Raw genomic sequence first — 14,224 nt, 5'->3', positions numbered from 1 at the left:
AAAACCGAAAAACCGAACGGTTATTTTCTTACAATCCTTGAAAGCCGCATAAAATAAGGATTTTCTGATGATTCATTTCTAAAATAAAAACCGAATTACCGAACGGTTATTTTCTGAACCGAAAAAACCCGATACAGATACAGAAACAGATAAAGATACAGATATATAAATATATTTATGTTCATTTGTACCTCAAAAACTTTTTCAAAAATTGTAAATAAGCATATTGACACTACTAACCTACGTGTTATTATAATGTCAACAACTCAATAAAACGAGTTGGAATAAACCAAGGCAGGAGGTTAAGAGTACATGGAGGAATTTGAAATGACACAGACAGAGTTGATTTTATTTTTAGAAACATTAGCAGAAAACGTGGAGCTGAAAGCAAAGACCGGAGAAGATGCCGCAGGCATCATACGAAAGAAAATTGAGGTATTAAAAAAGGAAACCCCGACACCTGGTAAGTAAGAGGGTTTCCAATCCGTAATAAGGGTAAGGCGGTTCCTGCCACCGCCAAGCCTTACCCTTTTATTATAGCAGGGCGGTGGAAGAAATCAAGAGCGGAATGCAGGAGGACATAGAGATGGCAGCAACCAAAGAGCAGGAACGGAAAGCGTTGGAAAAAATCAAAAAAATCGTGACAGACCTTGGAGAGGATAGCTATATCAGCATGGCATTTGAGGGATGCTTTGAAATTGCCGAGGGAAACATTGAAAATGATTTCGGATGCAGCATGAAACAGAGAGCCGAAAGTTCGGCGGCAGAGGCAGCAAAATATAAAGAAATGTACGAAAGTGCAGTGAAAGATTATGAAGCAGAGAAGAGAACTGTCGAAGAACTTGAACAGAAAGTTCTCACGTTGGAAGAGGCTGGCGCAATAAAAGCTATTCTTATTGATAGCAAGACGGAGGCGATAAGAAGAACAGAAGAATCCGCCAGAAAAATTGTTGAATTTGCGGACAATCCGGATAGCGCAGAATTTAAGCAGGCTGTGCAGGACAACAGACATAACAAACAGTTGGTTGAGGAAAGCGAAAAACTTATCCAGAGGATTCTTGATACTATGTTTTAGGAGGAGCAGAGCTGATGAAAAAGTACAGAGTAAACGAGAGCGAACATTTCAACCTGTATTCGATGCACGATAAGCTGAAATGCATCGAAATTGACATGCAGGAGGCACCGGCACACACATATACAGACGAGCAGTGGGATGAGGTCCAGGAAAGAATCAGCGAAGTCGAGGAGCTTATGGAAAAGGCGTATTGCGTGGGCGCATTGGTGGACTGGCCAACCTTAAAGAGAATCAGGGAGATTAAAGAGGAACGGCAGTTGATGAGATACAACGCCTGCATGGAACAGGGAGCATCGGAGAAAGATGCAGCAATGGCATTTGAATTATAAAACAGTTACCCGCCCCGGAGGGTACGAGGGCAGAAAGTGAGGACATACAAATGATGGCGAATATTGTAGCAATGTTTCATTCAGCACTGCATATGGATGATGGATACGTGAATCATATCGCAATAGTCCAGGACGTTGATGGATACCACAATCATTTTCTTTATGATGAGGACAAGGGAAAAGGAGCCGCAGGGACAGGACCATTCAAAACAATAGAGGATGCGAAACAGGATGTCATAGCACATTACCCTGATGCGAAAGAAAAGAAAATCTCCCCGGCAGGGTACAGGTATTACAGCACACAGCGTCCAATCATGCCGGGAGGATACCCGAAGCCAAAAAATAACGAAGTCCTGGAGATTGAGAACTTCGACAATAAAAAGTTTGTTGAGGAAGTAGGCTGCCAGGCATGGGGCTATATCGAATACAAAAAGCCGCTCGGACATTTTGATGTTATCAATTATGAATTGGCTGCTGTAAAGATTAAAACATTGCATCTGAAATATATCGGCAGGGATGATTGGGGACGGTACGTGTATGAGGATGAAAACGGAAAGCTCTGGAAGAATACAGACTGTTGCAGTCCGAGAGAGTGCTGCGAGGAAAGAGGAGATACGCTCAACTCATCCGCAGGCAACGAATTTGACGGAGAACCTGATTGCTTCATGGCGGCTCACATTAAAGTTGAGTATTTACCGGAAGAGGGAGGCGAGCAGGATGGATAAAGAAAATACCGGCGAACAGCCGGCGAAACTGTACCGGAATAAAGAAACAGGAGAGCTGTTTACATATCGGGAAATGTTGAAAGAATGGCGAGAACGGTACGAGGGGATTAACCCTGCCAATGGATTTTACCAATACCACTGGCACACAAGGTACGATTACTTAGGATAACGGAACAGGAGGGCGGAAAGTGAGAACGATTGATTTACTGTATCAGGCATATGTCGATGAGCGCATGGAGAGCGCAGAAAGCGGAGAGGAGCAGGAGGCGATTCGCCAGTTTAGAAATATATGCAGCAAAGCAGATAACAGCCTTATGAAATTGCAGGGCGATATATGGGACAGTATGGTCCAGTATGGAGATAGCAGAGAAAAGCAGGGATTCATCGCAGGCTTTATGATGGCGTGTGATTTATTCAGAACAGGAGGTACAGGGAGCTATGACAGTAAGGGAAATGCTTAACAGTGCAAGCGATGATGCGATAGCAAGTGCAATATTGAGAGGGGCATTCAAGAAATGCGCGTACTGTATTTATGATGATGCGATTGCACATGAAGCTGGCGAGCGAGCGTGTCCGAATCCGTACACAGGACAGTATTGCAGAGAGGGAATAAAGAAATTTCTTCAAAGCGAGGCAACAGAAACAAAGGCAGATAGAATCAAGAAAGGCAGATAGGAGGCGTGAGGCATGGAGGATTTAATTCTACACCCTGATATTGCAGAGCCGGTAATGACGTTGAGCGATAGAGATATGGGGACACTCTTCAAAGCGCTTATGATTTACAGATGGAGGGGCGAAGAACCAAAAGACTTGAGTGCGGCGGCGGATATGGCATTTATATTCATTCGGACAAAAATGGATATGGAAACCGAGGCAAGAAAAGAATACTGCCGGAAACAGCAGGAAAGAGGAAAACTTGGAGGCAGACCGAAGAAAAATCCAGAGGAAAGCAAGGAAAAGAAATAAAACTCATTTTTTGAGCTTTTTGTAAATAAAGGTATTGACACCTACCTACTACGTGTTATATTAAACTCATAAGAACGAGTTATGAAACACACAAAAGTGAGTAGGAGGTCAAAATCATGGCAGCACAGATTATCCAGTTTCCGGTACAACATAGCAACGGTTATAACAATCTGATTCAGTTATTTGAGATTTGCGATTCTTTAGAATCCTGCAATTTCTATCTTGAAAGCGTAGAACAGCTTTTTCAGAAAGGATATATTTCTGAAAAAGAGATGTACACTCTTCGCAGGATTGGCAGAGGAAAACGCCTGGAGCTGACACAGCCAGAAAAGCAGGAGTCGCAGGAGGCAACCGAACCTGGGGTGTATCAGTATACGCCGGAGATGGGAGGCGCAAAGCCTGATTGCCAGATGGAGGCGAGCCGGGGATATTATGGCGGTCATTGGTTTATTGATACGCCACTGGAAATCAAAGGCCGGGGAATTACATTCCTGAAAAAATATACGGATAAGGATTTCTGCACACCGGGGCATTACCGGGTAGGCTGGAACGAATACCGAGTAACCAATAAAGCGTTCGATAAATTAAAAGAACAGTACACAATTTCACAGGAAGTCTGCCTCGATTAAGAGGCAGATACAGAATGGAGGGAGGGCAGAAGCGTGAGCCGGAGAAAGATGCACGCATACGGAGAAAGAGAAAGCGGAGGGAGATACATTCTGGATGATTACGATTTTTCTCGGAATCATACAAAAGCACAGACAATCAAAAGATGGAAAAGGAACTTGAAAAAGAAAGCAAGGTCTGAACGCCGGAGAGTGGAGCACAAGGCGATGAGCACAAACGATGAACAATAGGAGGAACAGCTATGGCAGATATGACATTAAGACAGTTTTGCGAGAGATACCGCAAGGGAGATTTCCTTGCGAAAGACAGAGAAACACAGATTGAGGCAGGCTGGTATGACTGGTTTTGCGATGATAAGGCACTTGCAGGAAGATTGGCGAAAATCTGGGGGATTCTGAAAGGTATCACAAGCGATTACATACTGGATAACTACCGGGTGTGGTTCAAAAATAATTGCCCGATGGTCGGGCCACTTTATGATGATGTAAGATTCGAGCCTCTTGATGAGGAGCAGAGAGATGAGTTGTATTTCGGAGTTGCCATTGATGATAAGCGCAGGGAAAAGAAATACGTTATCTTCACAGCCAGAAATGACTATGAAAACGAATGCGGGTTTAATAATGTCCGGGAGGTTCGACAGTTCATAAATGGGTGGGAAGATGAGCTGAAAAATGAAGAATTTTACAAGGCAAGAGAGAAAAAACGCCAGGAGATGGAAGAGGCAAACAATAAATTTGCAGAGATTATGCAAAGGGCAGATGAAATCCTGGGGAATCTCAAGGAGGACTAAAGTGTGGAATATACCGGATGAGGACGAATACTGGGAGCGCAGGCGAGAAGAATTTGAAAACCCACCACGCAGGCGGAGCCAGTGGGATGATGAAGAGCCGCCGCCATTGAGAGAGGACTATCTGTTCCTGGATGAGGAGCAGGAAGAGTTGGAAAGCAAATACGGCTGCCCGATGGTGGAACTGGACGAAGATGAACTGTTAGAGATTGTAGAACAGTTCGTAAAATTAACGCCCGAGTCTGCCAAATGGGAAGAGAATATGCAGGGCATAAAATATAAATACCAGGAGGAATGTGCGTAATGATAACAGCAAAAATCGTAAAGTATTATAACGATTATAACCAGAAAGCGTTCGACAAGACGTTTGAAAATCTGGACGAATTGGCAGATTGGATATTCGACCAGATGCAGCTTGACTACACCAAAAAGCCGGGATGCGATTTCTTGACATTTCCGACCGATAGATTCGGAAAGTGGTATGAAATTTCAGTACGACCGAATTATGGGGGATATGTGTACTGGATTCACGAAATTGACAGTGAAAGTGGCATTATTTTTTCGAGTGGGAAATATACAGCCGGGAAAGATTTCTGTGCAGAAAAGGTGCAGGAGTGGTTCCAGAAATGCGAGGAGCGAAAGAAACATCCAAAATTCAATTTTGTGGAGGTGTAGGCAGTGGATATTATAGAAAAATTCAAGCAGTATATGCTCGATAATGGTATCACATACGAGGAGGCGGCAAAACGTATCGGATGGACCAGGCAGAATCTGTGGTACAAACTGAATGTGGGAGTATCACCAACCTATGGAACAATCAAAAAAATTGCGGACGGTCTTGGTTTTGAAATTAAACTGACGCAGGATGGAAAGCCGGATATAACAAAGCTGGAAGATATAGCGGCTGATACAGAGGATGATTCTGCAAGATTCATAATTATTGAGCACGTCATAAATTCTATGGGATATTCTCTCGAAATAGTACCACCTGAAAAGTAAACTCAAAAAATTGAGATTTTGTTAATAAAGGTATTGACACCTACCTACTACGTGTTAGTATATACTCAAACAACTCAATATAGTGAGTTACAACACAAGGAGGAATGAAGATGGGATTATTCAAAGAGCTTATGAATGCAGTCGAAAACAGGTTATATGGAACAGGGGCAACCGCTACAGCCAAGGAAAACAACGGCGTACAGATGATTTTGATTCAGACAGGAAAAGCATTACAGGCATTGTATGTTGGCTCAATCCTGAATGAGATGGCAGCCGGTATCATGGATGCGGAAGAGGGAGCAGAGGAAGTGGAAAGAATGTTCTTCCACGCAACAGCAGAATAAGAAAGGAACTCACAAAAATGAGCAAAGAAAAAATTGAAATGACAGAGAAACAGTTCGAGGAATTATGCAAAGCAGTATATCCGCACCTGAAAGCAATTCAGGAGGCATTAAAAGGGAATGGCGAGGAAATGTCAGCGAGCATATCAGTTGGCAGTGATGGATACCTTAACTTCCATCCTTACAATTCAGATTGGGAGCTTTCAAAGTTCAAAGATTCACAGGCAACGATGAAATATGAGCACAGAACAATCTTAAAAATGGAGGAGGACGAATAATGGAGATTCAGTTCTATACAATCAGCGAGGATATGGCAAGAGCCGCCAACGATGCCAATTCAATGAGTGATTATAAGCAGGGCAGCGCAACAGAGGAATACCGCAAGCGAGTGGAGAGTGTCTATGCGGTTGTTGAGAAAATCAAACAGAAGAGACCGAACCTTGCTGAAAAGGCAGAGAGAATGGCAGGGAGATACAGCAAAAAGCTGGCGGAATACTACAATTCCTACTACAGAAACGAAGCGAGCTGTCCGTCAGTTCTGATTTCTGGAGCCGGTAACTTCCCGGTTAAGAAAAAGAACAAGCAGAACAGCCGCAGGGATTCACTCATGCAGGAGTGGAACAGCCTGGAATCCTATGCAAAGAAGATTACAAATCTGCTCACAATGAACCAGCCGATTTTATCCGGGGACGCACAGGCCATTGAGATGTTGGAGGAAAAGCTGGAAAGCCTTACAGAGCTTCAGGACAGAATGAAAGCGGTCAATGCATATTGGAGAAAGCACAAAACAGTCGAGGGATGCCCGGAACTTTCCGTTTCACAGCAGGAAGAATTGAAAAAGGCTATGTCAGAAAGTTGGCATTTGAGCGATGCACCATTCGCAGGGTATCAGCTTTCAAACAATAATGCAAAAATCAAAAATACCAAGGCAAGACTGGAAAGACTGAAAAAGGCAAAAGAGGCAGGAACTAAGGAAACAGGGAACGATTTCTTCAAAGTGGTAGAAAATACAGACCTTATGAGATTACAGCTTTTCTTTGATGGAAAACCGGATGAAGAAACAAGGGATATTGTAAAAAAACATGGTTTCAGATGGTCACCGAAGAATGGATGCTGGCAGAGGCAGCTTACAACGAATGGCAAATATGCTTTGAAAGAAGTTATCACAGAATTACAGAAAACGTCTGCTTCGGGCGTATAGGAGGTAACAGAGGTATGGCAGAACTTTTGACAAGGGCGATTGTAGAAGAATACCGGAAACGTGCAAAAGCTCTGCCGGACACAGCAGGGCAGGACATAAGGGAGCGAAGAGAATTAAGAATTGAGTTACAGAACCGATGCGGAATAACGGAATTACAGGCAGTTAATATCCTGAACGGATTCCATGCGGACAGCTACATAGTAAGTGAATACAGAAAGGCGGCTGAAAATGCATCGGAGAAAGCTCAAGACCATGAAAGACTGGGAAAGAGAGGCAAACGGTAATTGCCAATATAGCTGGTATGATTATGCGAAACCGGGTGACCTGGTGGATGAAAGCGTATTCATATATTTTATGGATGTCACAACACCAAGAATATACAGAGATGGATACTTGCAGGTGGGTGCGCCATACAGCAGAGTGATGGACGATGAGATGGGAACGGAGCGTGACACTTTCCCGACTTTTGAAAGGGTGGAGAAAGGCATATACCGGTTCTGCGGAAATTGCTTTGCAGGAGAAACAAAACATATCGAATAACAGGAGGACAAAAAGAATGAGTATCAATTCAATCAGATTAAGTGCATACGGATTCCGTATGGAGGCAGTAGGCAGCAAGAAGTTTATCAAGAGGGAAAGAGATGCGTTTCTGGAATTTGCGGCAGGAAGAGTAAACGAAACGGCACAGAAATTAGCAGAGGCAGTATGCGCAGAACCGTTGCATCCATTTTGCAACTGCGCCATGCCTGGTGTGGATTCGGACCAGGAGCATGAAAAGTCAAAAGATACCGGAAAAGAGCTGAACATCACACATAAATACAAGAAAACATTTACGCTGGATGAATTAAGAGCACTTATCAGAAACGGAGAAATCCAGAACCATGTTTCGGTTGGAGATACAATCTGGATTATGTTTGACGGAAAAGAGGTTCCATACGATGTTATCGGCTTTGATGTGGAGGAACTTGCGGACAAAACGCTTGACCATAGCATGACAATCCAGGCTCATGTAGCGATTGAGGCGAGAGAGTTCGATACAAAAGGAGATTACGGCAGTAATGTATGGGCGGATTCCGAGCTGAGAGAATATTTACAGAGTGATGAGTTCAAAGAAAGATTTGCAGACCTCATTCCTTACCTGGCAAAAGTGAAGAAAAACAACAGCAATGGAGAACAGACAGAAGATTTGTTTTTCCTACTCTCAAAAGAGGAGTTCGACCCGGAGGAAACACCATACGAATTTTATGAAAATAAGGCGAACAGAGTGAAATTCACAGAGGATGGCAACACCTGCCGACACTGGACCCGCTCGGCTAATCGGGGCTACTCGTACTCTACGTGGTATGTGTACTCCGATGGTAACGTCACCAACTACTACGCGAGCTGGGCTAATCGCTGCGCTCCGGCTTGTACCATTGCATAGAAATCTATCAATCTTCTCATCCCGGCACCCATGGATGCCGGGGAGGGGATAGAAAAGAGGCGCAGAATGGCGAAGAAAAGGACGAGAGCAGAGGAATTGCAGGAAAATTTGCAGAAAGATTTTCAAAGATGGGAATATCTCAACACGCATGGAGGCAGCGACCCATTATATGAAGATGGCTTCAACATGAACATTGTGCGGAACCACATCATATATGACAAGCGGAAGTGCCAGGAGGAGTTGGAAGAAAAGGACTACCCGAAAGAATATTTCAGAGAAACACCGCCGCAGGTAGACAATTATTATATGGCGAGGATGGATGAAATCAGGGAAAATGCTAAAAGCTCTCTCTTGGTTTATAAGGCAGATGAAAATTATATTTTTATCATGCAGAATCTTGGGAAGTTGAACGAAAGGCAAAAAGAACAGTGCCATATCGGTGCGGTCATGGGATATATTACAGGATTGCAGAGTTTTATCAATGGGAATGATTATGTCGGAATGAGGCGGCACGAACGCCCGGAAAGATACCAGGACAGTTTTAAATATTGTCGCAAACAGATTGAGGAATACCTGAAAGAGATTCCAAAAGAAAAGGTACTGCCTACCGGACAGCTTACGTTATTTGACCTATTCGATATGAGTGGAGGCTAGAAGATGGAGGAAAGAAAGTGCTTGTATTGCAGGAAGATATTTCAGACGGATATTCCAGGAAAGAAATATTGCTGCCGCAAGTGTTCTGTAAAATACAGGAGGCACAGAAAAGATGGATATAAAAAATAAAAATGAGTTGAAACGGCGAATAGACCTATTCCTGCATGATTTCACACATGAGGAATACCGAATCAACGAAGAATATTGCAAAGAAACCATGCGGATAATGGTAGATTTCATAGGTCATGTAGATAATCGCCTGGATGCGGCGGACAAGAGATTGAAAAAGGCGAAAGCCGGAGAAAAAGCTCTTGCAGAATACATTATCTCAAATGCTCATAGTTGCCCTATACCGGTGGAAATGGTATGCAAACCAGGATTTCAGCAGATAGGATGCGTGCAATGCTTGATAAAGCATCTGGATGTTTTGAATAAGCCGAGGGAGGACTAGGAAATGCTGTTAAATACAAAATGTGAAAGATGCAATGAACCGACCAAACACGTTGTCGGGTTTTGGGATGGAGAAAACGGAAAAAGCGGCTTTGTACATGATTGCGAGAATGAGAAATGCGAAGTACGGCAACTGATTAAGGTTACAGAAACAAAAGCCATGCAGGAAAGATTCAGAATCCAGAATCTGAACAGCCGAAAAAGAATGTACGCAGGGTACATAGCAGCATTACGGAAAGACGCAAAAATATCGATGATGGAAATGTCAAAGATTGCCGGTTGCAGTCCGGCTGAATACAGTGCATATGAGCATGAAAGAAAGCCATTTGATGAGGAGACTTACAGAAAATGTGAAGAGTATTTGCTGAAAAATGAAAAGAAGTTTAAGTCGAGTGGATTATCTGCATCTGAGAGGCTACTGCTCCTTGGACCTTTTGCAGGGGAACAGAAAGACTGGAAAGAACTGGAACGGTGGGTTGATACGGTAAATGGAATTATTTACGATTTGCAGAAAAACAGACAGTAAGGAGAAAAAAGATGGAAGTTAAAATTATTAGTGGATATGGAGAAAATACATTTCAGATGGACGATGCGGATACAATGTCACTTCTTAATAACGCCATGAGATTCCATAATAAAATCAAAGCGATTGACGGTGTTGAGGATAATACTGGTATCAAAGCTGAAAAGGAAGAGGAAATCAAGGAAAGTATCACAGCACAAGAATTTGTGAAAAGAATGCAGGAAAAGCCTCACAGCCGGAATGACAGCCTGTTTGGTACTGGATGGAAGAAAGAACCAGAGAAAACCGAAGAGCCGCAGGATATGGAACATCCTGACGGATACAAAGGGTTCCTGTATATCAAATGCGATAAATGCGGAAAGGAAAAAGGATTCTGTGCAAAAGAAAAAATCAAGTCCTATAAATGTGAATGTGGCAAAGAAACGGAACTGGTAAACCTTAAACCGCTTTATACGAAATGCAAGTGTGGCAATGAATTTAAGTACATGACAAATATGAATACTGCGGAATTTACTTATAAATGCTTTACTTGCGGTAGTCCTGTAGATGTAAAGATGAACAGCAGAAGAACAGCCTATATTACAATCGGGGGGGGTACTAAAGGTTATAGCCGCAAGCTGGCTCGGAAATATGGTGCATCAGTTAGTTGCTGGTAAAAGAAAGAGAGGCTAAAAATGAATAAAGCAATCGAGATAGGCCGCCTTACGCGCGACCCGGAAGTTAGATATTCGCAGGGGAACAATACAGCAGTAGCAAGATACACTATTGCGGTAGACAGAAAATTCAAAAGAGAGGGAGAACAAACAGCAGATTTCATCCCTTGCGTAGTGTTTGGAAAACAGGCGGAGTTTGCCGAGAAGTATTTCAGAAAAGGAACAAAAGTTGTTATTTCTGGAAGAATCACAACAGGAAGTTATACAAACAAGGATGGTCAGAAAATATATACCACTGAAATAACAGTGGAGGAGCAGGAGTTCGCAGAGAGCAAAGGAAGTAGCGAAGCACAGGGAACCGGTCAGATGCCAACTCCGAATGGCGATGGTTTTATGAGCGTCCCAGATGATGATACCGGCTTACCGTTCAATTAGAATTATGAGGAGAAATATCAATGCTTGCAAATTATGAAAAATTCGGTTTCAAAATTAAGGCGGAGCATCTGCCTGAATCATGCACATGGTGTCCTTTTTGGACGGCTCCAATGGCGGATGTAGAATTTGCTGGATGCTATATAACCGGAAGTGAAGTTCGGCTAGATACCGGGGAGGCTGACAAAAGGCGAATGCCTGATTGCCCGATAAAGTGCAAGAGAGGCAGGGAGCGTAGGAAAAAAGTTTACCGAAAAAAATAAAAGGATAAATAGGCAGGAGGAATAACGATGGACGATTATACAATCAAGGAAAAAGACAAGGAAGTTGCAGGGATTACGGTAACGTATGACGATGGGAGCACGAAAGAAATTCAGCAAGGATGCTGTGTAGACCTGAAAAACGGCAGTGACGATTTAAGCGTAGAACGGTTGAATATAAAAGCGTTCGATTTAGTAAAACTTACATATGGTCTGATGGTTGTGATAGAAAAAATAGGGCTTGAGGATGCTTTCAATGCGTATGCCAGAGGAGAAACAATACAGGAGGCGCAGGATGAATAGAAAGGCACTGGAAGAAAACCTGGGACGAAGAATAAAGGTCAGACTATTCGACGGAGCAGAATACGAGGGATATTTAAGAAAATCGGGAGATGAACGATATCGGAACGACCCGAACCTGTATTTGCCGAAGAACTATTACTTCTTGACAGATGATTATGGAGTATGCAAAACGTGTTTGTTCCGGGTATCACATATCCAAAATTACAAAATATTAGCTTAAAAGGAGCAGAGAGAATGAAGAAAGCAAGAGCAATGGCGGTTCTTGTAATTGTGGCGGTACTTGTATGTGCCGCCTTTGCTATAAGCAAGAATAGTGCCGAAAAAAGAAAACAGATGATAGCGCAGAAATATGGAATCACGCAGGAAAATACAAAAAATGTTATCAAAATCGAAGAAAATGTATGCAAAACCCAGGAAAGCGATTCAAAAACTCAAGAAAGTGCGCAGGAAGTTCCGGAAAGCGTTATCATACCGGGGAAAAATGAAACAGGGAATCCACTGATTGATGCAGAGTTGCAATCCAAAATAGTAGGCGATAGCTTGATGGCATACATTGAGGTTGACAAAGACACCTTAAAGGGAATATCAGAGGAGGAGTACAGAGCGTTCGCCGAAGAGGTTGTGAGGAACAGCGGATACAGATGGTTCGTAATTAAATGTGGAGATGGCACCGGGATAGTTCATGCCGGCTCATATTATGCTTGTGCCGTATATGGGAAACTGGATACGGATGGATGCATAGCGGAACCATACGGATACATATACCTTACAGACAACGGATTTATTTATGAGGAATAGTACAGAAAAAAGAACTGGATTACTTCCTATATATATGATATACTGACAAATGTAACATTTCGGCTACATTCCTAAAGGTTCGGGGATGCTATGTTTATCCAGTAGAGAAAAGGGATGTATGAAAAAGACTCATAGTGAAAGGCTATGGGTCTTTTTATTTCGAAAAATGTTTGAAAAACGGCACACCGCGTTCTCGTTACTTTAGTGATGAGTTAGGTGCGCCAAATTTTTTATCAAGATACAGAACTAGCGTTTGCCAAGTGTGGGGGCATATGGTATAATATAAACATGGAAAAAGATATATTTACTATTAAGAGAAATACACTTTCATATGGTAGAGGATATGTGTATTCTTTGCAATATCATCTTGTCTGGTGCACGAAATATCGAAAACAGGTCCTGAAAAATGGGATAGACGCAGAATGTAAAAAAATGTTGTATGGGCTTGCGGAGGAATACAAATTTAAGATTCTGGCGATGGAGGTTATGCCAGATCATATTCATTTACTTCTGGATTGCAAACCGCAATTTTTTATATCAGACATGATAAAGATTATGAAGGGGAATCTGGCACGTCAGTTGTTTCTTTCGCATCCGGAATTAAAACAGGAGCTGTGGGGAGGACATTTGTGGAATCCATCGTATTGTGCAGTCACCGTAAGTGACCGAAGCAGGGATCAGGTAGTGGCATACATTAGATTGTATCCAGCTATGGAGTAGAAATTAAAAAAAAGAATATACCGCTCCGCTCTACGCTGGATATTTTTCGGAAGGCAGTTTCCTATCTGATTCCGGTGTATGCAGAGACCTGGGAAGAACTTTCAGAAATCAGAAATCCACAAAAACGCTTTAATGAAGCGGAACATCTGGTACATGAGACAAAAAAGAATCATGCCAGATTTCTGTTTGACCGTCATTTCCCTAAGATGCCATCTTATCTGAGAAGAGCGGCGATTCAACACGCACTTGGAGCCGTGTCCTCCTATCAGACACGCCTTAGTTTGTGGGAAAAGGGAGAACTGAGAGGAAAACCGAAGCTGGTCTGTGAAAATCATGCGATGCCGGTATTTTATCGGGATGTCATGTATAAGGAAGCAGAACCGGGAGAAGATGCGGCACATTTAAAGCTGTTTGATGGGCGGGAGTGGAAGTGGTTTCAGGTAAAATTACTTCATACCGATATGGAATATCTGCGAAAAAAATGGAGTGGTAAAAAGGCATCTGCCCCTACTTTGGAAAGGAAACATCATAAATATTTCCTTCGGTTTTCATACACAGAGGAAGTAAGCTTATCAAAAACAGATGTAAAAGAGCAGGTGATATGCAGCGTTGATTTAGGAATCAATACGGATGCGGTCTGCAGCATCATGCGTGCAGATGGCACTATCCTGGGACGTAAATTTATAAATTTCTCCAGTGATAAAGACCATTTGTATCATGTGCTTGGCAGAATCCGCCGTTTTCAGAGGGAACATTCCTCCAGACAGGTCCAAAGCCGATGGGATTATGCAAAAAGGCTGAATATGGAGCTGTCCCGCAAAATAGCTGCGGAGATCACGAAATATGCCGCAGAGTATCAGGCAGGTGTAATTGTGTTTGAGTATCTGGAAATGCAGGGAAAAATATCCGGAAAAAAGAAACAAAAGCTTCATTTATGGAGAAAGCGGGATATTCAGAA

Annotated in this window: 27 protein-coding genes and 1 pseudogene; all 28 read left to right on the top strand. The window is 42.7% G+C overall.

The features are described from left to right. Positions 1-312 precede the first annotated feature (312 nt). Positions 313-471: a hypothetical protein gene (locus DXC57_RS15475; protein WP_182436807.1), complete on the top strand. Its 159-nt coding sequence runs from the start codon at positions 313-315 to the stop codon at positions 469-471. Positions 472-619: 148 nt separating this feature from the next. Next, the gene (locus DXC57_RS07425; RefSeq protein ID WP_147354084.1) at positions 620-1,075 is read left to right on the top strand and encodes a hypothetical protein; all 456 of its coding nucleotides are present in this window, start codon (positions 620-622) and stop codon (positions 1,073-1,075) included. A 14-nt stretch (positions 1,076-1,089) separates the two neighbouring features. Beyond that, positions 1,090-1,404, top strand: a complete 315-nt coding sequence (locus DXC57_RS07420; protein WP_118651853.1) for a hypothetical protein — start codon at positions 1,090-1,092, stop codon at positions 1,402-1,404. A gap of 50 nt (positions 1,405-1,454) precedes the next feature. Continuing rightward, the gene (locus DXC57_RS15590; RefSeq protein WP_118651851.1) at positions 1,455-2,129 is read left to right on the top strand and encodes a hypothetical protein; all 675 of its coding nucleotides are present in this window, start codon (positions 1,455-1,457) and stop codon (positions 2,127-2,129) included. Further along, positions 2,122-2,298 carry a hypothetical protein gene (locus tag DXC57_RS15465; RefSeq protein ID WP_182436809.1) on the top strand — a complete coding sequence of 59 codons (177 nt, stop codon included), beginning with the start codon at positions 2,122-2,124 and terminating at the stop codon, positions 2,296-2,298. The genes DXC57_RS15590 and DXC57_RS15465 overlap by 8 nt, the downstream gene beginning before the upstream one ends. A 19-nt stretch (positions 2,299-2,317) precedes the next feature. Beyond that, positions 2,318-2,590: a hypothetical protein gene (locus DXC57_RS07410; RefSeq protein WP_118651849.1), complete on the top strand. Its 273-nt coding sequence runs from the start codon at positions 2,318-2,320 to the stop codon at positions 2,588-2,590. Beyond that, positions 2,568-2,804 (top strand): hypothetical protein, encoded by a 237-nt coding sequence (locus DXC57_RS07405; protein ID WP_147354083.1) that lies wholly within the window; start codon positions 2,568-2,570, stop codon positions 2,802-2,804. Before DXC57_RS07410 ends, DXC57_RS07405 begins: the two co-directional genes overlap by 23 nt. A gap of 12 nt (positions 2,805-2,816) precedes the next feature. Next, positions 2,817-3,095 carry a DUF6291 domain-containing protein gene (locus DXC57_RS07400; protein ID WP_118651845.1) on the top strand — a complete coding sequence of 93 codons (279 nt, stop codon included), beginning with the start codon at positions 2,817-2,819 and terminating at the stop codon, positions 3,093-3,095. A 116-nt stretch (positions 3,096-3,211) separates the two neighbouring features. Beyond that, positions 3,212-3,724, top strand: a complete 513-nt coding sequence (locus DXC57_RS07395; protein ID WP_118651843.1) for a hypothetical protein — start codon at positions 3,212-3,214, stop codon at positions 3,722-3,724. 239 nt (positions 3,725-3,963) lie between these two features. Then, positions 3,964-4,512, top strand: a complete 549-nt coding sequence (locus DXC57_RS07385; RefSeq protein ID WP_118651841.1) for a hypothetical protein — start codon at positions 3,964-3,966, stop codon at positions 4,510-4,512. A gap of 1 nt (position 4,513) precedes the next feature. Continuing rightward, positions 4,514-4,813, top strand: a complete 300-nt coding sequence (locus DXC57_RS07380; protein WP_118651839.1) for a hypothetical protein — start codon at positions 4,514-4,516, stop codon at positions 4,811-4,813. Further along, entirely contained in the window at positions 4,813-5,184 is a 372-nt protein-coding gene (locus tag DXC57_RS07375; protein ID WP_118651837.1) for a hypothetical protein, read from the top strand. The genes DXC57_RS07380 and DXC57_RS07375 overlap by 1 nt, the downstream gene beginning before the upstream one ends. Before the next feature lie 3 nt (positions 5,185-5,187). Further along, positions 5,188-5,508, top strand: coding sequence for a helix-turn-helix transcriptional regulator (locus DXC57_RS07370; protein WP_118651835.1), 321 nt, complete (start codon positions 5,188-5,190; stop codon positions 5,506-5,508). A gap of 110 nt (positions 5,509-5,618) precedes the next feature. Then, positions 5,619-5,852, top strand: a complete 234-nt coding sequence (locus DXC57_RS07365; protein WP_118651833.1) for a hypothetical protein — start codon at positions 5,619-5,621, stop codon at positions 5,850-5,852. Positions 5,853-5,869: 17 nt separating this feature from the next. Then, on the top strand, positions 5,870-6,127 hold the full coding sequence (locus DXC57_RS07360) for a hypothetical protein (protein ID WP_118651831.1): 258 nt from the start codon (positions 5,870-5,872) through the stop codon (positions 6,125-6,127). Continuing rightward, a complete protein-coding gene (locus tag DXC57_RS07355) occupies positions 6,127-7,050 on the top strand; it encodes a hypothetical protein (RefSeq protein WP_118651829.1) in 924 nt (307 codons plus the stop codon). The genes DXC57_RS07360 and DXC57_RS07355 overlap by 1 nt, the downstream gene beginning before the upstream one ends. Positions 7,051-7,064: 14 nt before the next feature. After that, positions 7,065-7,334: a hypothetical protein gene (locus tag DXC57_RS07350; RefSeq protein ID WP_118651827.1), complete on the top strand. Its 270-nt coding sequence runs from the start codon at positions 7,065-7,067 to the stop codon at positions 7,332-7,334. After that, complete coding sequence (locus DXC57_RS07345; protein ID WP_118651825.1) at positions 7,303-7,590, top strand: hypothetical protein; 288 nt, start codon at positions 7,303-7,305, stop codon at positions 7,588-7,590. Before DXC57_RS07350 ends, DXC57_RS07345 begins: the two co-directional genes overlap by 32 nt. Positions 7,591-7,606: 16 nt before the next feature. Continuing rightward, positions 7,607-8,473, top strand: a complete 867-nt coding sequence (locus DXC57_RS07340) for a DUF6273 domain-containing protein (RefSeq protein ID WP_118651823.1) — start codon at positions 7,607-7,609, stop codon at positions 8,471-8,473. Positions 8,474-8,539: 66 nt separating this feature from the next. Further along, positions 8,540-9,127 carry a hypothetical protein gene (locus DXC57_RS07335; RefSeq protein WP_118651821.1) on the top strand — a complete coding sequence of 196 codons (588 nt, stop codon included), beginning with the start codon at positions 8,540-8,542 and terminating at the stop codon, positions 9,125-9,127. Between the two features lie 112 nt (positions 9,128-9,239). After that, positions 9,240-9,578 (top strand): hypothetical protein, encoded by a 339-nt coding sequence (locus DXC57_RS07330; RefSeq protein WP_118651819.1) that lies wholly within the window; start codon positions 9,240-9,242, stop codon positions 9,576-9,578. Positions 9,579-9,581: 3 nt separating this feature from the next. Further along, positions 9,582-10,103 (top strand): helix-turn-helix transcriptional regulator, encoded by a 522-nt coding sequence (locus DXC57_RS15460; RefSeq protein ID WP_118651817.1) that lies wholly within the window; start codon positions 9,582-9,584, stop codon positions 10,101-10,103. Between the two features lie 11 nt (positions 10,104-10,114). Next, on the top strand, positions 10,115-10,756 hold the full coding sequence (locus DXC57_RS07320; RefSeq protein WP_118651815.1) for a hypothetical protein: 642 nt from the start codon (positions 10,115-10,117) through the stop codon (positions 10,754-10,756). Positions 10,757-10,774: 18 nt separating this feature from the next. Further along, positions 10,775-11,188: a single-stranded DNA-binding protein gene (locus tag DXC57_RS07315; protein ID WP_118651813.1), complete on the top strand. Its 414-nt coding sequence runs from the start codon at positions 10,775-10,777 to the stop codon at positions 11,186-11,188. Between the two features lie 287 nt (positions 11,189-11,475). After that, positions 11,476-11,748, top strand: a complete 273-nt coding sequence (locus DXC57_RS07305; RefSeq protein WP_118651809.1) for a hypothetical protein — start codon at positions 11,476-11,478, stop codon at positions 11,746-11,748. Between the two features lie 234 nt (positions 11,749-11,982). Further along, entirely contained in the window at positions 11,983-12,546 is a 564-nt protein-coding gene (locus DXC57_RS07295) for a hypothetical protein (RefSeq protein ID WP_118651805.1), read from the top strand. Positions 12,547-12,834: 288 nt separating this feature from the next. Next, the gene (gene tnpA / locus DXC57_RS07290; RefSeq protein WP_118652164.1) at positions 12,835-13,266 is read left to right on the top strand and encodes an IS200/IS605 family transposase; all 432 of its coding nucleotides are present in this window, start codon (positions 12,835-12,837) and stop codon (positions 13,264-13,266) included. Between the two features lie 206 nt (positions 13,267-13,472). Further along, a pseudogene (locus DXC57_RS07285) lies at positions 13,473-14,224 on the top strand (IS200/IS605 family accessory protein TnpB-related protein); the annotation flags it as partial.

The organism is Clostridium sp. TF06-15AC, assembly GCF_003481165.1.
Lineage (GTDB): Bacteria > Bacillota > Clostridia > Lachnospirales > Lachnospiraceae > Otoolea > Otoolea fessa.
Note: the sequence above shows the minus strand (reverse complement) of the source record. Positions and strands in the feature narration are given on the sequence as shown.